This is a genomic window from Paenibacillus sp. P22 (assembly GCF_000469945.2).
Classification (GTDB): domain Bacteria; phylum Bacillota; class Bacilli; order Paenibacillales; family Paenibacillaceae; genus Paenibacillus_O; species Paenibacillus_O humicus.
In genome coordinates, this window is the sequence record NZ_CBRA020000079.1 from 1 (window position 1) to 19916 (window position 19916).

A 19916-nucleotide genomic window follows, 5' to 3' on the forward strand; every position below is an offset into this window, starting at 1 on the left:
TCTTGAGCAGCCAGCGGGCAGCAAGACYCRTCACMWKRCGGACGCGGGCCGGATTGGTGCACACGTTCTCGGCGATCGTTTCGCTGGAGGCGCTGCCTTCCGGCAAGTAAGCCAGCAGCCGCTCCTCCTCCATCAGATAGAGCCCTTGGCCGAGACGGCTGTCAAGCTCCGAAGGCTAAACAGAGTGCCGTGTCCGTAAGCAGAATGTACACATTTCTCGGCTTTCGCTCTTCTTGGCCGCCCATCCGTCCGCCCCCCTCGCTTTTTTGTTGGCTGAGCCTCAGGATAGCATGGCTGCGACCGGAGCATAAGCGTCTGGAGGTTGAGGATGCTCTGGACCTTAGGCGGGCATGTTCAGCCGCCGAAGTCCGGCTTATATAGGAGGAGAGGCTCTGCAAAGGGGCTTTGGCGCCCTTCGATATGCCGGCCTGGCCGGACCGAAACCTGAAACCCCCCGCCTGCTTGATCGGTACTATAGACATACCGCAACGAAAGGTGGACGCTTATGATCAAAAAACATCTGCTGCCCCTGCTCCTCGTTCCCGCCCTTTTCCTGCAGGGCTGCTCCTTTCTCGGGGGCGTCAGCGACTCCTTGAGCTACACGAACGAAACCGTCGCCTATATCAACGAAGCCGCCGACTTCTCGCAGCAGCTGCCCGAGATGACGCAGCAAGCCCTGTCCGATCCCGCCGCCCTGGACCGGCTCACGGCGGAGCTGCAAGCCATGCAGGCGGAAATCACCGCCTTCAAGGATCTCCAGGCGCCCGAATTCGCCTCGGAAATCGACCAGCAGCTGACCGCTTACAGCGATACGCTGAACACACAGATCAGCGGCCTGCTGAAGCAGGCGGAGGCGGGCGCCGTCAGCCTGCAGGCTCTGGAGCAGTCGCAGATCATGCAGACGGCATCGCAGATCACGGAGATTCTTGATCAGGTCAAGCAGTTGGGGTCGTAAGGCTCCATCTGCTTGGCCAGGGCCCGATTTTGCAACCCGGAAAGCAAGAGACCGTCCCGAAGCCAATGGCTGGCTCTGAGACGGTCTCTTTTCCTTGCTCCGGCAAGCCGGCTTCAGCTCAATAATAAGGAGCCATGAACAGATACACGATGACGCCCGTGAAGCTTACATACAGCCAAATCGGCATCGCCCAGCGGACGATCTTCTTATGCTTGGCCACCTGCATCGTCCATCCCCATACGAGCGCGAACAGCGCGAGGGGAACGATGACGGCCGCCAGGAAGCTGTGGCTGATCAGGATCGTGAAGTAGATCGGGCGCAGAATGCCTTCGCCGCCGTACTTCGCCGTCTCGGGAGAGACGTAATGGAAAGTCAGGTACGTGACAAGGAACAGCAGCGTCGAGGTGAATGCGGCGAGAATGAAGCCCTTGTGAAGCCGGATATTTTTCCGGATGATCGCGATAAGCGCGGCCACGAGGAAGATGAACGTGAAGCTGTTCAGAATCGCGTTGATCCGCGGCAGGATCGTGACGTCGAAGCTGACCTCGCCGCCGTATCCGATCGGACCGAAGAACAGCAGCAGGATAATCGCGTTGGCCGCGATGGATATGCCGATGATCCACGCCGTGAAGTTGCGGGTCGTGGACGGCTTGTACGAATCGGGGGGATTGGCTGCTCAAAAGGAAACCCTCCTTGGGATGCCGCCGAACCGGCTGCGGCCGGATGCGGACTTGTCTTGTCTTCATTATAGGCCAAGACGAACAGCCGCTCCGCCGGCTTCTGTGACAACAACTTGAATCTTGCCTCTGTCAGGGCGGGCTGAGAGGCTCCCGATTGCCGGTGCGCTCGGCTGCTTCAAGCCGTATCCCAGCCAGGCCTGATCCGCGATGCCGGATGCACCGCCATCGGCCGAATCAGATCTTGTCCGCGACGAACGCATGCACGGCCATCGGCCTCATGGGCCGGCCCGATTCGGCATAAGCCCTCAGCAGCTTCAGCTGGGAGCGGACCAGCTGCTTGGCCTTGTCCGGCATCGGAAGCGGCGAATCGAGCTCCGCCGGGGCTTCCGCGAGAGTCAGATCCGTCTCCCACCTCGCGTCGTGCATTTCCGGCGAGTGGACGGCCGTCTGGCGGGAGACGGTCCACCCGGCTTCGGACGCCAGCTCGCGTATATCCTCGGGCGTGAACAAGGTCCGGACGTTGGAGAAGCTGTTCATTTTGTAGCATTCCACCTGCGATTGGATAAGCACGGCCATATAATGCGCCAGCTGTTCCGGTTCGTCGACTCCCATATCCCACTCGGCGAAGCAGAGCTTGCGCGCCCAGCGCCGCACCTTCGTCAGGATAGCGGCCAGCTCCTCGAACGACTTCAGATACCAGGAGCAGTGGGAGAGTACGACGAAATCGAACTCGTTGTCCTCAAAGCCGACTTCATCCGACAAGACGTCGATGCCATAATCCATCCGGATTCGGCTTCCCAGCGGGGACGCCTTCAGCTTGGCGGCCGCTTCGCCAACCGTCATCGGCGAACCGTAATCCGGCGGCGCGATGTCGACTCCGTGCACGAATCCCCGCTCGCCGGCAAAATGCGCCAGCACGGCCGTCGTGTCTCCTTGGCCGCAGCCGATTTCCAGAACCCGGCTTCCTTCTTTTATTTCCCAAAACCGAGCCAGCTTAATACGATGCTCGGTCTGAATCTGCTGGACGTCGGACAAATGGCCCTCCAGGCCCATTCCCTCCACGATCGCTTCGATAATGCCCTTATTCATAAGCAGCCTCTCCTTCCGCGAACCTTTTCTCGCTCTGCTCCCACTTTAATCCTCGACAGCCTTCAACACAATCCCTGAAAGGGCAGCCAACTATCAAGAAGAGGCGATCCACGTCATGCCTCCGTCCCTCGACCGAAGCAGCGCCGTCTCCCCTTCCCCGTTCTCCCCAAGCAGCAGCCAGCCGTCTCGCGCACCCGTGAACTGCAGGCTCTTGGGAACCGGGAATTTCCGCAGCATCTTCCGGAGCGTCGGGCCGGCCGGGATCGCATTCCAGGAAGAGCCTCCATCCGCAGTCGCCATCAGCTCGCCATTCCTCCACCCCCAGCCGTGCCTCAAATCCGCAAAACTCGCCGCCCCCTCCAGGTTCCAGGGCTTGAACGACCAGCTGTCCCCGCCGTCATCGGTGACATAAGCATCCAGCCTCCGGCGGTCGGCGCCCTCGTTCCGATAAACCAGAGTGTATCCGAATCGAGTCTGCCCTCCCGGGAACTCGGGACCGCCCGCACCGTACCGGACATCGGATGCAGGCTCGATCGGGATTTTGCTCCAAGCCTCTCCCCCATCCTTCGTCCGGTACAGCACCGGGGCCGGGTCATGGGATCCGAAGGCCAGCCATCCGTTCTTGGCGTCGATGAAATGCATGCCCGTAACCGCTTCGCGCTCCGGAAGCAGCCCTTTGCTTTCTCCCGCATAGGACGATTCGGCAGAGGGCTTCCATGACAGCCCTCCGTCATCCGTCACATACAGAGTCTTCTCCACCCGGCCCATCGCCGCATCGGCCGAAGTCATCAGCCAGCCCTTCGTCGGAGTGACGAATTGCATCGCTGTCGGCTCTGTGCGCACCGGCAGTTTGGACTCCGTCCATGTTCTCCCCCCGTCATCCGTCCGGAACACGAGCGTCGGATCCTCGTCCGGGGCCAGACAGATCCAGCCATGCATCGAGTCGAAGAAATAAACGGCTCTACCTGCATCCAAGCCGCCAGAGAAGGCAGGCGTTCCGGGAGGCGTTGCATCCCGCCACTCCTCTCCGCCGTCTTCCGTCCGATAGAGACGGAATCCGCCGCCGGTCCGCTCCCATGCGTAGCCGCGATCGCCATCCAGCCACTGCATGCCGGCCAAATGGCTCCTCAATGCAGCATCGTCTATCTCCATATCGGATGGCTGCGCCGGAATCGGCTCCTTGGGGACATCTGCCGCCCTTGCCGGGAGCGGAGCGGAGGAAACGCCATCCACACCGGATGATTGGCCGTCAGGCATCACGGATGCCGCCGAGCCTTGCGAAAGAGATTCGATATGCCGCGGCTGCCCGCAGCCGCCGAGAACCAAGCAGGATGCAGTCAGCAATACGGCTGCCAGACAAATCCTTTTATCCACCGACATCACCCTCCCGCCATTCTTGCTCTTACGGACGCCCATTGGGGACCTGATGTTGCCATGCTTCCGCAAACGCCGTCAAGAGAGCATGATGGGCTCATGCGGTCAGAGGGACAGTTGTCGCGAGTTCAGACGCAGGCTAGAAGGACTTAGGGGCCGTTCGTCGAACAAATGCTAACCAGAACATGGCATAAAGGGAGTGTATCTCTAGATGGACAGAACGAACAAGGAAAGTTGGATAGAAGCAGACATCGCTTCGCTGCAGGCAGCCATGGAATCAGGCGCGTTGTCGGCGGCGGCTTGCGTCCGCTGGTACCTGGAGCGGATCGAACGGCTCAACCCGAAGCTGAAAGCCGTGCTGGAAGTCAATCCGGACGCGATTGCGGTCGCGGAGGCGCTTGACGCGGAGCGGTTGGAGCGCGGATCCCGCGGACCGCTGCACGGCATCCCGATCCTGCTCAAGGATAATATCGATACGGGCGACCGCATGCATACAAGCGCCGGCTCGCTCGCTCTTGCGGAGCATTTCGCTGGGATGGATTCGACCGTCGCCGAGCAGTTGAGGGCTGCCGGAGCTGTATTCCTGGGCAAGGCCAACATGACGGAATGGGCGAATTTCATGTCGGGAACGATGCTGTCGGGGTATAGCTCCAGAGGCGGCCTGACGCTCAATCCTTACGGTCCCGGCGAGCTGTTCGTCGGCGGCTCAAGCTCCGGCTCCGGTGCGGCGGTTGCCGCGAATCTGTGCGCGGCCGCCATCGGCACCGAAACCTCGGGCTCGATCATCAGCCCATCGTCGCAGAACGGTATTGTCGGCCTCAAGCCGACGATCGGACTCGTCAGCCGCAGAGGCATCATCCCGATCGCGCACAGCCAGGATTCGGCCGGTCCGATGGCTCGTACGGTCCGGGACGCCGCAATTCTGCTCGGCGCCATGACGGCGGCGGATCCAGCCGATGCGGCCATGCAGGAAAAAGGGCGAAAAGCATATGCGGATTATACGCCTTTCCTGGACGAAAACGGTTTGCAAGGCGCGAGAATCGGCATTCCGCGGCATTATTACCAAGGACTCGATGACGCACGGGCGACGATCATCGAGCGGGCGATCGCATTGTGCAAGGATCGCGGGGCGATCATCGTCGACCCGGTCTCCATGCCTTGCGAGAGCGCGAAATGGGATTGGGACGTGATGAGGTTCGAATTCAAAAAAGGGCTGAACGATTATCTGGCCCAAGCAGGCCCCGGCGCTTCCGTCCGGACGCTGGATGAACTCATTGCCTTTAATGAACAGAATCGCGAAGTCGCCCTGAAATACGGGCAAGACACGCTGATCTGGTCGAACGAAACAAGCGGCACTTTGTCTGAACCGGTGTATGCCGGGAGCTTGCGCCTTAACCGCGAATTAGCCCGGAATCAAGGCATCGATCATGCGATTCGCGCTTACAGGCTCGACGCGCTGTTGTTCCTGGGCAACGAGGAAGGACTCGATGTGTCCGCACGCGCGGGATATCCCGTTATCACCGTGCCGGGCGGGTACGCGGAAACAGGCATCATCGCTGAAGACGGCTGTACGACCAAAGGGCCTCAGGGGATTACTTTCGTCGGAACCGCCTACAGCGAGCCCGTGCTTCTCCGGCTGGCCTATGCCTACGAACAAGCGAGCCTGCACCGGTTGGCGCCGGCCGATCCGGACTGAAATCGAAGCGGAATAGAAAGGCTGAATTCGTTCATGCAGACGTTCTCCAAACGGGAGCGGAATAAAACAGCGGCGGAAGGCAGGGCTCGGGCCCGGCTTCCGCCGCTGTTTGCTTGGTTCAGGAGAACGATAATGGCGCCGCTATTCCAGCGTCACGTCGTCGATAAACACCTTGCCGCCGCCCGACGCCTTGGCGATCTGCACGCCGACCGCCTGGATGAACGACTTGTCGATCTTGCCTCCATTGGCATCCTTCGTGCCGTTGAGGTCGAGAGTGATCCACTGGTATTCGTCCGTCAGCTGAACGGTTCCCGAGGATGCCCAGGCCCATCCGCTGCCATGCTTGATGAACAGCTGGGCCGAAGCGCTTCCGCCGGAGATGCGGGCCTTGACCTTGATCCTCGAAGCGTTCGTGAAGTCGAGCGCCCCGTAGCGGGTCAGCTCGCTCGTCGCTTCCCCGGAGACGCTCGCCGGGATGGCCGAGCCGAGAGCCTTGCCGGCGCCGTCGTTCTCCAGAGCCGGAGCGGACAGGTTCAAGCCGTTGCTGTCGACGCTCCAGCTCGATGCCGAGGATTCGAAGTCGTACAGAACTCCAAGCGGAAGGCCGCCATTTGCGCTGCCGTTCGGCACCGTGCCCGCATTGGGGTCGGTCAGCGCCTTGATATCGTCGAAGTACATCGAGCCGGTCAGCTGATTGCCGTTCGGCACGGCGTTGGTGTAGATGGAGAACGCCTGGACGTTGGCCAGCTTCAGCTTGGTCAGCGTGCCGGTCGCTCCGTTGGCCGGAGCGAAGTCATTGAACGGAGCGATGATGAGCTTCGCTTCCGTACCGGTCGTATCCGGGTAGTACTCGTAGGTTTTGCCGTCCGCATTGATTTGCATGACGAGCTTCTGGCCTTTGCCGTCCGGCTGGTACCAGAACTGGAGCGCATTGAATCCCGACCAGTCCACGCCGCCGAGCGACTTGGTGATGCCGGCATACCCGCTGCCGGCAAGCGTGTACGTGTATTTCAGGCCGTAGCTGCCGCTGCTTTTGTGCGCGCTGTCCAGCGCGGTACTCGTGGAATCGCCGCCGGCATGGACGAATTTGGAGCCGAGTGCTTCGTTGCTGCCGAGGTAGCCCTCGAAGTCGTCGACCATGGCCGGATCAAGCACGGCATCTGCATATGTGCTGTACAGCTTGATATTGTCGATGTAGACCGGAATGGAGCTGTCCGCGTTCAAACCGCTGCCGACAATGGACAGGGCAATCGAGCCGGCCTGCTTCAGCTTATCCTCGTTGGCGAAATCAATGACGGGCGTATACCGGTAGTAGTCCACGCCGCCGATTGCGACGATCGGAAGATCGCTCAGGGATACTTGAGTCGTGCCCATTCCGTATTTGTCTTCCCAATCCGGGGGCAGCTGGCCGACAGCCTGAAGGCTGCCTTTCCCTTCGCTTTTCGCCCCTGCGGACACAGGCACATAAGCCTCGAATTGGATTCGCTTGACGCCGCCCAGGTCTGCCGATCCCGCGACTTCCTTGGCGTTCTTCAGCTCCAGCTTCATCTCCTGCCAAGTATCGCTGTAGACGAGGTCGCTAACCGTCAGCTTCAGCGCCGTGCTTCCGTTGAAGTCGGCGGCATCGATCGCATCGACGCTAGCTTGATAGCCGCCGTTGTTCTGAACGCCTTGAATGCCGGACTCGAAGTCGTACGTCCCGATCTCGATCTCCGGAACCTTCACGAACACCGTGTTCGTCTGTTCATGCAGCACGGAGCCATCCTCTCCGTATACTTTCACGGTCAGGGCTGCCGTCTTGCCGTTCAGGGAACCGGCCGGCGACCATACAGCCGTATAATAGCCGGTGGCGGCATCCAGGGTCAGAGGCATCTCCCGGTTCGAGCCTTCGACGAGGTACACCGCTTTGGACGGCGCCGCGTCCAGCACCCGCACCCGGATCACGGCCGTGTTGGAGCGGATCGTGCTCTGGTCGGTCGGAGAGGCCACATGGACGAACGGCTGCTCCTCGGACGTGTCGGCCTTGCGGTTATAGGCTCCCGTTACGCCGGCCGCGAACAGGGAGTACGGCTCGTTGTAGAACTGGATGAAGTCGGGCAGCATCTGGTTCTCCTGCCCATCCGGCAGCGGGTAGGGAACATAGGTGGAATCCGGCCCGAAGTTGGCCCATGTCAGCATGTAGGCCATTCTTTTCGCGTCGGGATCCGATTGCAGCGCCGCGGACAGCTTCGTGAAGAAGTCCGGCGTCGAGTTGCCGCTGGTCATCATCTTCTGGTAGCCGAATTCCGTCAGGGCGGCGACCTTGCCCCGTGCGTCCGCGATTCCGGAGACCGTCCTCGCTTCCGTCACGACGCCGTCGAACCAAGTCTGTCCTTCGCCGTTGTAATAGCTGTCGAAGCCGATGATATCCGCATAGTCGTCGCCCGGATAGGTTTCCATGTAGCGGCTCTCGTCCGTGCCGAAGCCCCCGCCCGGCGAGAAGCCGTACAGGAAGTTGCGGACTTCCTTCTTGTCCCGCAGGTACTCCACGGTATAGCGGTAGATTTCCTTGTACTCGTCCTTGGTCGTGAAGGCGGCGCCCCACCAGAACCAGCTGCCGTTCTGCTCGTGGAACGGACGGAAGATGACCGGAATCGGATTGCCGTCGTCATCCTTGAGATGATGGGCGAAGTCGGCGATGTTGTCGAGGAAGGCGTTGAACTCCGCATTCTTGTCCCCGCCGGGGAGAATATGGGAGACGACATTGCCTTTCACGTCATAGAAGCTGCCGCCCGTGACGAAGTTCGGCATATGCGAGCTGAGCGTCAGCACGCCTCCGTCGTCATAAGCCTTCTTCATGACGCCGACCAGGTTGTCCCGGCTTTGCTCGAAGTCGCCGGCTACGCCCGGCTTCTCCTTGCCTTCCAGGCTGAGCGTGTCCCAGCCGAAGAGCGCCGGATAGTCGCCTACGGCGTTTTTGGCGTCGGACTGCGTGCCGTCGCGATCCGTGATCGACAGCCCTTCCGTCGTTGCGTGCTGCTGGCCGAACAGGATGTTTTTGCCGCGCAGCTCGTTCAGGTACAGAAACAGCGAGCGCGTCTGGGCGCTTGCGTTGCGGTCAACGAGATTGACCGCCGGAGGCGCCGGCGTCACGGTTGGCGCCGGTGTCGGCGTAGGGGCAGTCGTCGTCGACGGAGCGGCCGTCGGTGCCGGTGTTGCCGTTGGCTCTGCCGTCGGCGACGGATTGACCGTCGGCGCTGCGGTAGGAGCCGCAGTCGGAGCCGGCGTGACGGCAGGAGGCGTTGACGGCGCCGGTGTCGCGGTCGGAAGCGGACTTCCGGACGGCTTCAGAGCCCCGTTCTCCACGTAGTAGACGCCCCTCTCGATTGCGCTTCCGTTCCAGGTCGCTCCGGAGACATTCACGGCCAGGCTTCCGATGGAGAAGCTGTCGCTAGCCGTAATGGAGGCTGCCGCGTTGATCTCCACGGAACCGACTTTTGTCCCTCCTTCTAGCTCGACCTTGGACGGGCTGCCCACGACCAGACGGCTGATCTCCGTTCCGCTTGCCCATACGCGGACTTGTCCGTCCGGACGGTTGACGAGCACCTCTTTCAGCCTGGAATCGCGGATATGGACGGAGTTCGGGCCTCCGCCCGCTAGGAAGGTTTTGCCTGCGACCTTGACGCCGTCCAGCGTCGCGTCGCCGCTGCCGATGCCTGGCGTCAAATACAAATTGCCGCTGATGGACAGTCCCTTCAGGACGACGCCGTCATGATTGACCAGCGCATTGCCCGCCACCTTGCCTTCAGCGGATGTGCCTGCTTGCGCGTAGTACCCGGCAACGAGCTTGTTCAGCAGCGTGACCGCCTCGGCTCGGGTCATGTCGCCGGACGGACGGAAAGAACCGTCCGGGTATCCGCTCACAATTCCTGCCAGCGCCTGGACCGCTTTCCGGGCGTAACCGCTGATTTGAGCGGAGTCGATGAACGTCAAGCTTCCGGAAGCGCTGTCATTTGCCTCCAGCTGAAAAACCCGGGAAAGCATCGCTGCCGCATCCTGGCGGGAGATGGCGGCCAGCGGGAGCGCTTTGTTCCCGTCGCTGCCCTCATAATAGCCGGCGCTTCTGGCCGAGGAGAGCGCGGCCTGGTACCAGGCGCCTTCCTTGACGTCGCTGAAGGGCTGGCCGGATGACCCCGAGAAGCCGAATACCTTGTTGATCAAGGTCGCGAATTCCGCTCTCGTAATGCTTCCATCCGGCTTGAAGGTGCCGTCCGGATATCCGGCTGCGACGCCGTTCGCCATCCATTGGGAGATCGCCTCGCGAGCCCAGTGTCCTTGCGTATCTGTCGCGCCTTGGCCGACTGTCTGCCCTGCCGGTGCGGCGGCCGCTGCCGCCGACAGGACGGGCGCTGCCGCCAAAGCGGCTGTAAGGAGCGCAGCGAGCATTTTGGGAGTCCTCTTCATCTATATCCTCCTCGACTGGATGGAATTGAAACCGCCGCTGAAGCCCTGCTTCGATATGTAAGCGGTTTATTTTTCCATTATATAAGTCCACGGCTAGCGAAAAACATGCTCCCGGTTATGATTAATAGCTCTCAGTTGTCTTTCTTTGTTAGGCCTCGTTAGCTGGCTCCGTTGCAGCGCCCAAGCATCTGAGCAACAAAAAAAGAGTCCGGATCCGGACTCTGTTGTTGCCTGAACGGGGCGGCAATGCCCGATCCGCGCCTGCAGCGCTTGGAAACGAGGCGATGCCCCGGCACTCCCCCGGCTATGGGCGCATAGGCTAAAAAGCATATTCAAGGATGGGGGAATGACCATGCACTGGCTCAGCATCATCGGCATCGGGATTGCCGCCAATCTCGACAATCTCGGCATCGGGATTGCTTTTGGCGCGAAGAGAACGCTGATTCCATTCCGATCCAACCTTCTGATCGCGCTCCTCTCCATGGCCGCGACATGCGCCGCCATGCTTGGCGGCCATTTCCTCGCCGACTTTCTCGATCCCGATGCCGCCAACAGCATCGGCGGAGCGCTCATCGCCGTCATGGGAATGCTGGCGCTCATATCCGGCTTGAGAGAGGCAAGCAGGGCTGGCCGGACGGCTTCTCCAAGCGGAGGAACCCTCCTCCAAAACCCTCTGCAGGCCGACCGCGACGGCAATCAGATTCTGTCCTGGAGCGAATGCTGGGCTTTGGGGCTGGCCTTGTCGCTCAACTGCATCGCCAGCGGCATCGGAGCCGGAGCCACCGGACTGTCCATAACGGGCGTGACGCTCTCGATCGGGATCTTCTCGCTGATCACGGTCGGAATCGGGGCCGGAATCGGCGTCCGCTTGGCCCGGACATGGCTGGGCCGCTACTCCAACGCGATCGGAGGCCTTCTGCTCGCGGCCATCGGACTCTACGAAATCTTCATCTGACCGGCTACCAGCGGATCCCCTTGAGCGCCGCCGCATACAGCCGCTTCCGTTCCTCCGCAAGCTCCCAGCCGTCTATCTCTTCCAGAATCCGCTGGCGGTTCGTATATCCTTTGGCCAGCCCGTTGAGACGGGCAGCCAGCGTGGAAGCCTCCCATTCCTTGCGGGACGGGAACAAGAAGTCGAGCTTGCTCACCGCATCGGGAAACCTTTTGAGGGCATGCTTCTGATGCCGCTCCTCCGCCACCCAGAATTCCGCCGCCTCGGCAATCTCCGTATCCGGGACGGGCTTTCCTTCGAGCGCCAGGCCGCTCAGCTTCTCCCGTATCGCCTCCAGCTGCTCCCGGCCGCTCCAAAAGACGATGGACTGGTACTGCCTGTCCTTGTATCCGTTGATATTGGCCGGATTATGGCTGCTCCAGAACAAATCGAGCAGCTCTCGATAGGAGATGACCGACGGATCGTATTCAAGCTGCACCGTCTCCGAATGGTCGCCCATGCGCCTGTAATCCGGGTCCGGCGACGTTCCTCCGGCATAACCGGTCACCGTACGCAGCACCCCGGGCAGCGAGCCGAACAGCGCCTCCGGCCCCCAGAAGCAGCCCATGGCGAAGGCGGCCGTTCCGCTCAGCCCCGCGTTTTGGCGGCTGCCTTGCTCCTGCATGTCTTTCCCCCCTCAAAAAGCTGTTTTTTCAATCTTAGTAGGTATACCCATTGCCGCCCCGGATTAAAAAAAAGGCTAGCCCCCAAGTCATGAAATGACCGGGGACAGCCCTTGACTTGTTTCGGCGCATCCAAGCCTCAGGAGAGGAGGGATGCTTCTACCGGGTTTTCCGCCTGCTCAATGAGCCGCATGAGCGGACTGGCCGTCCTTGGCTTTCTCCGAATCCCGCTGGATCCGCTTGCCTCCGACCAGCAGCGCAACGAGGATGCCGAGCGCAACGAACACGAGCCCGGTCAGAGCGACCGTTTCGAAGGAATCGACCCAGGCCTGCTGGATGAACAGCACGACCTTGTCCTTGAGCTCCGCCGGAAGCGGGAACTTGTCGGGATACACGATGACGCTGAACAGGTCCACGCCGCTCTTCTCGATGCCCTCGACCGTCTGGACGACAGCTTCTCCGCCGCCGGCCTTCGCCTCTGCGGACATCGTCTCGACATTGGAGCGGAAGGTGTTGTTCATGACGACATTGAGCACCGTGACGCCGATCGTACCGCCGATGGAGCGGAAGAAGGTCGAAGCGGACGTGACCGTGCCGAGCCGGCTTTTCGGGAATTCGTTCTGCACGGCGATCATCAGCGTCGGCATCACGAGACCCATGCCGAACCCGAGAGCGATCATGTACAGATAAGCGGTCCATTGGGCCGTGTCCAGCCCCATCGTGCTGACCAGATAGAAGCCGAGCGTCGTAATGATCATGCCCGCTGCCAATACGGTACGGTACTTGATGCGGAGCAGAAGCTGCCCGCCGACGACGCTTGCGACGATCAGAGCGATCATCAGCGGTGTCATCGTGGAGCCGGCTTTGGTCGGGGATACCCCCAGAATGCCTTGCATGTACAGCGGCACGAACATGATGGCGCCGAACATGCCCAGGCCCAGCAGGAAGCCGAGGCCGTTCGTCACGGAGAAGACGCGGTTGCGGAACAGCGAGAGATCGAGCACGGGCTCGGCCGCGAACTTCTCTGCCAGAAGAAATAGAATCGTAAAGAGCAGGGCGCCTCCGAAAATCAGGTAGCTTGTGCTCGATGCCCATGCGAACTTGTCGCCGCCGAAGGTCAGCCCGTACAGGAACAGGATCAGCGCCGGAACGAGCGTGATGATGCCCAGGTAGTCGATGTTGGCCTTGCCCTCCAGGCGGACCGTCTCCCGCTTCAGGCCGATGTAGATCAGAAGCGCGGAGATGATGCCGAAGGGCACGTTCATCAGGAAGATCCAGTGCCAGCTGACGTTGTCGACGATGACGCCGCCGATGAAGGGACCGATGACCGAGCTGAGGCCGAAGATCGCACCGAATACGCCCTGCCATTTGGCCCGCTGCTCCGCAGTGAAAATATCGCCGATGATCGTCTGGGACAGCGGCATCAGCATGCCTCCCCCGATGCCCTGGAGGCCGCGGTACAGCACCAGCTGCTCCATGGAGGCAGCTGTGGCGCACATCGCGGAGCCCGCTGCGAAAATAATGGCGCCGATCAAATACAGCAGCCTGCGGCCGTACATATCCGACAGCTTGCCGACGATCGGAACGACGACGGTCGAAGCGATCATGTAAGCGGTCGTCACCCAGGCGAAAATCTCGAAGCCTTGAAGCTCGGTAATGATGGTCGGCATCGCCGTCCCCACGATCGTCTGCTCAAGGGCGCTGAAAAACATTCCCATGATGAGGCCGGTAAGCACCCATTTCCGGTTGATGCCGGTTGATTGCATGTTGGTTCCTCCACTTTTTGACCGATCGGTCATGTGCTATAATGTTGGTAGAAAAGGATAGAAAATCTTGCTGATGACTGTCTTTACATTCACCCTTCCAGTCCTATCCATTCAAAACATAAAGCTTATTATAGTTCCGTTTGACCCGTCGGTCAACTGCTTTGGGGGCGAATTATTCATGGATAAAAGAGACCTGATCCTGCATTGCGCCATGGAGCAGTTCATGCAAAAAGGCTATCATCAGACGACCATGCAGGATATCGCGGACGCGGCCGGCATCGCCAAGGGCGGAATCTACTTCTACTTCAAATCCAAGGAAGAACTGATTCAATCCGTATTCGAATCCTATCTCGAACGGATGTCGGGCATACTGGCGGAAACGGCTTCCCGTTACGAGCCGGGCTCCAGGGAGAGCCTCTTCCAGCAGATCAAAACCCAACTGGACGAGCTGACCTCGCACAGCAAAATGCTGCTCCTGCTCTCCAGCGGCCAAATCAGCCTGAGCGAGCAGATGAGAGAGCTTTCCATGAACGCGCGGCTCCGCTCGTTCGTCTGGTTCCGCAACCAGCTGGTCGGCATCTACGGCGCGAGAATCGAGCCTCATGCCTTCGACCTGACCGTGCTCGTGACGGGATTAGTCCGCGAGTATATCGGATTCATCCTGTTGAATGGCGCGAAGCTGAGCTCGGCGAAGCTCGCCAGGATGATTGTCCGGCGGCTGGAAGACTCCGTCCGCGGGCTCGAGAATTCCGGGGACGAGCCTGTGCTGACTTCGGAGGCATTCCGCACCTTCTACCCCGAGGGGGACTTCGGGGACGGGGCGGAACGGCGCCGCCTCGTCGAGGCGGCAGCAGCTCTGCTCAAGCGGCTGGAGCCGGAGCTCGAGAGCGATGCCGGCCGGCTCCATCGGCCTGCGGCCGGCATGCTCCAAGAGGAGACGGCTTCACCTGCTCCAAGGCCGGTCGTGATCGAGGGCATGCTGGCGCTGCTTCAGGCCGTGGACGGCTTGAGCGGATGGCCGGAGACGGCGGCGGTCCGGGCGGCGCTGGCCGCTTGGAAGGCTGTGCCTCAACACGAGCCGGATCCTATGGCGGCGCAGGAAACGTGAATGAATCGGAAAGCCCCAGCCCCTTTAGGCTGCGCTGCATGAATGGCCATGCGAAATGAAAAGGCCGCCAGCCGGATTACCGGCTGGCGGCCTTTCTTTTTGTTCACACCCATTTGCTCTGAAAATCCGCGATGCTCTTGTACTCGTCCTGCAGCAGCCGCGACACGCGGATATAGATCCGGGTAAGCTCCTGATAGATTTCCGTATGCCTTGGAATCGGCTCATGCCGGTAAGTGCCGCCGACCATCTCCGACACGACGCCGAGAGAATCGGCTTCCCCGATCGCGTACAAGCCGAGAATCGCCGCTCCGAGGCAGGAGCTCTCGACGCTCTCCGGCACATGCACCTCCTGGTTGAAGATGTCGGCCATCATCTGCCGCCACAGCTCCGAGCGGGCGAAGCCGCCGGTGGCCTGGATTTTGCCCGGCTCTCCGATCAGCTCCTGCAGAGCCAGGAAGACGGTGTACAGATTGAGGATGACGCCCTCCATCGCGGCACGGATCAGATGCTCCTTCTTATGGTGAAGCCCCAATCCGAAGTAGGAGCCGCGGGCATTGGAATCCCAGAGCGGAGCCCGCTCGCCGGACAGGAACGGATGGAAGATCAGGCCGTCGGAGCCCGGCTTGACGCGCGCGGCGATATCCGAGAGCAGATCGTACGGATCGCGGCCGATGCGCTGCGCCGTCTCCTTCTCGGATGCCCCGAGCTGGTCGCGGATCCAGCGGAAAATCATGCCGCCGTTGTTGACCGGTCCCCCGATGACATACATGTCTTCCGTAAGCACGTAGCAGAAGATCCGTCCCTTGGGATCGACGCGCGGCTTGTCGGTCACGGTGCGGATCGCCCCGCTCGTGCCGATCGTCACGGCGACGACGCCGGGTTCGATCGCATTGACGCCGAGGTTCGAGAGGACGCCGTCGTTGGCTCCGACGACGAACGGAATCGCGGCAGGCAAGCCCATATGCTCCGCCCACGTCTCGTCCAATCCCGTCATGATATGGCGGGTCGGGACCAGACGGGACAGCTTGGACGGGTCGATGCCCGCCACCTTCAGGGCGCCGGCGTCCCAGTCCAGCTCATGGATGTTGAACAGTCCCGTCGCCGAGGCGATGGAATGGTCCACGACGTACTCCCCGAACAGCTTGTGGAACACGAACTCCTTGATCGAGATGAACTTGTCGGCCTTGCCGAACAGCCCGCTCTCCTCATTCCTCAGCCATAGCAGCTTCGCCAGCGGCGACATCGGATGGATCGGCGTGCCGGTGCGCAGATAAATCTCGTGCCCGTCATGCTCGCTCTTGATGATGTCCGCCCAGCGGGCGCTGCGGTTGTCCGCCCAGGTGATGCAGCGGGTGAGCGGCTTTCCCGTCCCGTCGACGGCGATCAGGCTGTGCATGGCGGAGCTGAACGACACGCATTTCACCTGTGCCGGGTCCACCCCGCTCTCCAGCATGACCTGCTTGATCGAGCCGACGACGGCGGCGAAAATCTCCTCCGGGTCCTGCTCCGCGGTCGCCGGCGTCGGCGAATAAAGCGGATACTCGATATGATTCACAGCCTTAAGCTTGCCGTCTGTCGTGAACAGGACGGACTTGGTGCTCGTCGTGCCGATGTCGGTGCCGATCATATAGGCTTGGCCCACTTTTCAACCTCCTCCGATGGATGACCGTCATGAACGCGGAAATGGATTTCTCCTTACGGCCGCTGAAGACGGATTGCTGCCCCTCGGCGAAGGCAAAGCTCGTCTTCAATGGCAAGCAGCTGCCGCTTACGGAGAAAAACGCTTCGTACGCATGCGACTGTTTCTCCTGAGCATCCATGTTCAGCGTTTTCCGGTCACCCTGCAAAGGGAAAAGCGAACGCTGGCGTCCGCCTCTCCCCGTTACTTCTTAAATAAACAGATCCAGCACAAGAATGAACCCGAGCGCCGCCACCGAAATGATCGTCTCCAGCGCCGTCCATGTCTGCAGCGTCTCCTTCACGGTCATGCCGAAGTATTCCTTGATCAGCCAGAAGCCGGAGTCGTTGACATGGGACAGGATCAGCGATCCCGCTCCCGTCGCCAGCACGAGCAGCTCGGGGCTGACGCCCGGCATGGCGACGGCGATCGGAGCCACGATGCCGGCCGCCGTCATCATCGACACGGTAGCAGAGCCCGTCGCGACGCGGATCAATGCCGCGATGCCCCAGCCGAGGAGAATCGGGGACAGATGGGACGAGGTCGCCAGCTCCGCGATGTAATCGCCGATGCCGGAATCCAGCAGCACGCGGTTGAACGCGCCGCCCGCTCCGATGACGAGCAGGATCGTCGCTGTCGGCGCCAGGCAGTCGTTGGAGAACTTCAGCACCTTCTCGCGGCTCATGCCGCGGAAGAAACCGAGGCTGAAGAACGAATAGACGGTGGCGATGAGCAGGGCGACTACGGGGTCGCCGACGAACTTGAAGAAATCGTACAGGCCGGCATAATCCGCCTTGTCCTTGAGGGATACGTCTGCGATCGATGCCGCCAGCATCAGGATAACCGGAACGAGAATGGTGAATACGGTGTTGAAGAAGCCGGGAAGCTCCTTGTTGTCCACGTTCTCCGTCAGCTGGTCGCCGATCGCCTTCGGCACTTCCTTATGGATGCGCTTGCCGATCCAGTTGCCGTACAGCGGGCCCGCGATAATGGCGGTAGGCAGGCCGACAAGGAGCGAAAAAAGAATCGTTTTGCCGACATCGGCGTTGAAGATGCCTACGGCCGTCATGGCTGCCGGATGCGGCGGCACAAGGCCGTGCACGACGGACAGGCCGGCGACGAGAGGCACGCCGATCTTCACGAGCGACACGCCTGTCTGGCGGGCGATCGTGAACACGAGCGGGATGAGCAGGACGAAGCCGACCTGGAAGAAGACCGGAATGCCGACGATGAAAGCGACGACCATCATCGCCCAGTGGACGTTGCGCTGGCCGAACAGCCGGATCAGCGTTGTGGCGATGCGCTCGGCGCCGCCGGATTCGGCCATCATTTTGCCCAGCATCGTGCCGAGCGCCAGAACGATCGCCAGCAGGCCGAGCGTGTTGCCCATGCCCGTCTTGATGGAATCGATGATGCCGACGGGGCCGTCCTTGACGGAGAGCAGCGGCATGCCCGCCGCCAGTCCGACGCCGATCGCCGTGACGATAAGCGCGACGAACGGATTGATTTTCGCGACCGTAATCAGCAGGAGCAGCACAACGATGGCGAGAAGAACGATTACTAACAGCATAATACAATCACCTCTTGATTGTCATTTGGTTGGGGTGCCGGGTTGAACGTCCGCATACAGGTCCCGGTATTCCTGCGGCGTCATGCCGAACTGCTTCTTGAACGCGAAATTGAAGGAATGCGGCCTCTGGTAGCCGAGGCTGGCCGCGATTTCATAGATTTTGGCGGAGCTGCCCTTCAGCAGCTCCTCGGCCTTGGCCATGCGGGCAGCCTGCATGTAATCGCTCAGGTTCTCCCCCGTCTCCAGCTTGTACAGCTTGGAGAGATACACCGGGTGGAGATGGACCCGGTCCGCCACCGCCTGCAGCGACAGGCTGCCGGTAATCTGCTCCTCGACATACCTCTGGATTGAGCGGATCAGATCCGCCCGCGAGTCCTTCGTTTCCTTCTGCATGTCCTCCCGGATGCGCCGCAGCGTGCGCAGCGACCATTCCTTCAGCTGGTTCACCGAGCGGAATGGAGGCGCCTCGGTCATCGCCGCGTAATCGCCGCCGAGCAGATCCGACAGCTGGCGGCCGTTCTTGTGGGCGATGTAGGCATAAGCACCGGCCAGCGTGAAATAAACCTCGAGCAGCAGCTCCTGCGAGCCGGCTCCATCGGATTCCAGCTCGGCGTATACCCGCTGCAGCTTGTTCTCCATCTCGCTCCATTTGCCCGCGTCGAACAAGCGGATCAGCGCAGGCGGCTCATAGAGGCTCTCCAGCGGCTTGATGCCGGCATCGAGCCCCGTATCCTCGAGCCTCATGAACAGCTCCCGCTCGTCGCCGATGCGTCCGCGGAAGGAATCCACGAGCCGGCCGTACAGGCCGGGAATCTCCTCCGGGAATCTTCCTTCCTTGCAGACCATGACGGAAATCTTCGCCTTCAGGTACGAGGAGACCGCCGTCTGCAGATCCGCAGCCGTACGCTCGAACCAGGCGGCATCATGGCCATGCGGCGAATCCCGGCGCGGAGCCATGGCGTACACATAATATCCGTAGGCATCCTTGGCCGGCCAGATGGCGTAGCGCGGGCCGAACAGCTCTCCGGCCATGTTGCCGATCGCGTATTCCTTCCACTCCGGATTTTGCGGCCCGTACTGGAGGAACAGCTCGTCGAGCCGCACGATCATGAGCGAGCAGCGGCTCCACTCTCCGCCCGAGAGCTCCAGCAGCCCCATCTTCTCCCGCAGGGCGGCCTCTTCGGGAATCCGCCCCTGCAGCAGATCGAGCAGCAGGGAAGCCCTCATGAGCGGCAGATTTTCCTTCACCACGTAGCTCAGCCGCTGCTGGGAGATGACCTCCTCCCATTCCTCCTCGAGCTTGCCGATGGCCGAGCGGACGGCGGCGGTCAGCTCCTCCTCCTTCACCGGCTTGAGCAGATACGCCTCCGCCTGATGCCGGATCGCTTCCTTGGCATAGTTGAAGTCGGAGTAGCCCGACAGCAGGATGCACTTCGTCTTCGGCCAGCTGCCGCGGATCTCCGCGATCAGCTCCAGCCCCGACATGCCCGGCATCCGGATATCGGATACGACGATGTCGATGGAGAACTGCCGCAGCAGCTCCAGAGCCTCCACGCCGGAGTAAGCCTTGAATACCTGCTCGACTCCGGCTGCCTGCCAGTCGACGGTAGCCGCCAGCCGGTCGACCACATGAGCCTCGTCATCCACGATGAGCAGCTGCGCCATCTTCTCCGCCTCCTTCTTCCTCGGTCGGGCCGCCGCCGCAGCGCCATCTCAGCTCCGCGCGGAAGCCCCCGCCTTGCCCGGCCTCCAGCAGCAGCCCGGAACGGTCGCCGAACTGGTACCGCAGCCGCTGATGCACGTTCCAGGTGCCGCAGCCGATCTCGTCCGACATCGGCTCGCTGAGCTGCCTGCGCAGCCGGTCCAGCCCTGCCGCGTCCAAGCCGGCGCCGTTGTCCTTCACGGTCAGGCTGCACCAGCCGCCTTCCTGCCGGCCTTCGATG

General features: G+C 61.2%; 14 protein-coding genes. 4 read left to right on the forward strand and 10 right to left on the reverse strand.

What is annotated here, in order from left to right; translation table 11 throughout:
* Positions 1-505: 505 nt before the first annotated feature.
* Complete coding sequence (locus BN871_RS12540; RefSeq protein WP_021878877.1) at positions 506-955, forward strand: DUF6376 family protein; 450 nt, start codon at positions 506-508, stop codon at positions 953-955.
* Positions 956-1073: 118 nt separating this feature from the next.
* Here BN871_RS12540 and BN871_RS12545 read toward each other — a convergent pair whose 3' ends face one another.
* The 3 genes from BN871_RS12545 to BN871_RS12555 form a co-directional block, all read right to left on the reverse strand.
* Positions 1074-1574, reverse strand: coding sequence for a DUF420 domain-containing protein (locus tag BN871_RS12545; protein ID WP_048746342.1), 501 nt, complete (start codon positions 1572-1574; stop codon positions 1074-1076).
* A gap of 295 nt (positions 1575-1869) precedes the next feature.
* A complete protein-coding gene (locus BN871_RS12550; RefSeq protein WP_048746343.1) occupies positions 1870-2724 on the reverse strand; it encodes a class I SAM-dependent methyltransferase in 855 nt (284 codons plus the stop codon).
* A gap of 93 nt (positions 2725-2817) precedes the next feature.
* Positions 2818-4098 carry a hypothetical protein gene (locus BN871_RS12555; RefSeq protein ID WP_048746345.1) on the reverse strand — a complete coding sequence of 427 codons (1281 nt, stop codon included), beginning with the start codon at positions 4096-4098 and terminating at the stop codon, positions 2818-2820.
* A gap of 211 nt (positions 4099-4309) precedes the next feature.
* Between BN871_RS12555 and BN871_RS12560 the strand changes: the two genes are divergently transcribed.
* Positions 4310-5794, forward strand: coding sequence for an amidase family protein (locus BN871_RS12560; protein WP_048746347.1), 1485 nt, complete (start codon positions 4310-4312; stop codon positions 5792-5794).
* Between the two features lie 141 nt (positions 5795-5935).
* On the opposite strand, the gene BN871_RS27685 is transcribed toward BN871_RS12560, so the two are convergent.
* Entirely contained in the window at positions 5936-10237 is a 4302-nt protein-coding gene (locus tag BN871_RS27685; RefSeq protein ID WP_048746348.1) for a glycosyl hydrolase, read from the reverse strand.
* A gap of 346 nt (positions 10238-10583) precedes the next feature.
* On the opposite strand from BN871_RS27685, the gene BN871_RS12570 reads away from it, so the two are divergent.
* Positions 10584-11192, forward strand: a complete 609-nt coding sequence (locus tag BN871_RS12570; RefSeq protein ID WP_232313002.1) for a manganese efflux pump — start codon at positions 10584-10586, stop codon at positions 11190-11192.
* A 4-nt stretch (positions 11193-11196) separates the two neighbouring features.
* On the opposite strand, the gene BN871_RS12575 is transcribed toward BN871_RS12570, so the two are convergent.
* Positions 11197-11853: a peptide-methionine (S)-S-oxide reductase gene (locus BN871_RS12575; protein WP_048746351.1), complete on the reverse strand. Its 657-nt coding sequence runs from the start codon at positions 11851-11853 to the stop codon at positions 11197-11199.
* 177 nt (positions 11854-12030) lie between these two features.
* Positions 12031-13617, reverse strand: coding sequence for an MDR family MFS transporter (locus BN871_RS12580; RefSeq protein WP_048746354.1), 1587 nt, complete (start codon positions 13615-13617; stop codon positions 12031-12033).
* 178 nt (positions 13618-13795) lie between these two features.
* On the opposite strand from BN871_RS12580, the gene BN871_RS12585 reads away from it, so the two are divergent.
* Positions 13796-14725: a TetR/AcrR family transcriptional regulator gene (locus BN871_RS12585; RefSeq protein WP_048746355.1), complete on the forward strand. Its 930-nt coding sequence runs from the start codon at positions 13796-13798 to the stop codon at positions 14723-14725.
* 103 nt (positions 14726-14828) lie between these two features.
* Here BN871_RS12585 and gntK read toward each other — a convergent pair whose 3' ends face one another.
* The 4 genes from gntK to BN871_RS28365 all read right to left on the reverse strand — a co-directional run.
* Positions 14829-16352: a gluconokinase gene (gntK, locus tag BN871_RS12590; protein WP_048746367.1), complete on the reverse strand. Its 1524-nt coding sequence runs from the start codon at positions 16350-16352 to the stop codon at positions 14829-14831.
* Between the two features lie 262 nt (positions 16353-16614).
* Positions 16615-17973 carry a GntP family permease gene (locus tag BN871_RS12595; protein ID WP_048746359.1) on the reverse strand — a complete coding sequence of 453 codons (1359 nt, stop codon included), beginning with the start codon at positions 17971-17973 and terminating at the stop codon, positions 16615-16617.
* Between the two features lie 21 nt (positions 17974-17994).
* Positions 17995-19638 (reverse strand): response regulator, encoded by a 1644-nt coding sequence (locus tag BN871_RS12600; protein ID WP_048746361.1) that lies wholly within the window; start codon positions 19636-19638, stop codon positions 17995-17997.
* Positions 19613-19916, reverse strand: a 304-nt coding sequence (locus BN871_RS28365) for a hypothetical protein (protein WP_048746363.1), incomplete at its 5' end; no start/stop codon positions are given. The genes BN871_RS28365 and BN871_RS12600, both read right to left, overlap by 26 nt.

What these genes read in the sequence shown, in the direction of transcription:
- BN871_RS12540 (WP_021878877.1), top strand. Translation starts at nt 506, where the DNA reads ATGATCAAAAAACATCTGCTGCCCCTGCTCCTCGTTCCCGCCCTTTTC.
- BN871_RS12550 (WP_048746343.1), bottom strand. Translation starts at nt 2,724, where the DNA reads ATGAATAAGGGCATTATCGAAGCGATCGTGGAGGGAATGGGCCTGGAG.
- BN871_RS12560 (WP_048746347.1), top strand. Translation starts at nt 4,310, where the DNA reads ATGGACAGAACGAACAAGGAAAGTTGGATAGAAGCAGACATCGCTTCG.
- BN871_RS27685 (WP_048746348.1), bottom strand. Translation starts at nt 10,237, where the DNA reads ATGAAGAGGACTCCCAAAATGCTCGCTGCGCTCCTTACAGCCGCTTTG.
- BN871_RS12570 (WP_232313002.1), top strand. Translation starts at nt 10,584, where the DNA reads ATGACCATGCACTGGCTCAGCATCATCGGCATCGGGATTGCCGCCAAT.
- BN871_RS12575 (WP_048746351.1), bottom strand. Translation starts at nt 11,853, where the DNA reads ATGCAGGAGCAAGGCAGCCGCCAAAACGCGGGGCTGAGCGGAACGGCC.
- BN871_RS12580 (WP_048746354.1), bottom strand. Translation starts at nt 13,617, where the DNA reads ATGCAATCAACCGGCATCAACCGGAAATGGGTGCTTACCGGCCTCATC.
- BN871_RS12585 (WP_048746355.1), top strand. Translation starts at nt 13,796, where the DNA reads ATGGATAAAAGAGACCTGATCCTGCATTGCGCCATGGAGCAGTTCATG.
- gntK (WP_048746367.1), bottom strand. Translation starts at nt 16,352, where the DNA reads ATGATCGGCACCGACATCGGCACGACGAGCACCAAGTCCGTCCTGTTC.
- BN871_RS12595 (WP_048746359.1), bottom strand. Translation starts at nt 17,973, where the DNA reads ATGCTGTTAGTAATCGTTCTTCTCGCCATCGTTGTGCTGCTCCTGCTG.
- BN871_RS12600 (WP_048746361.1), bottom strand. Translation starts at nt 19,638, where the DNA reads ATGGCGCAGCTGCTCATCGTGGATGACGAGGCTCATGTGGTCGACCGG.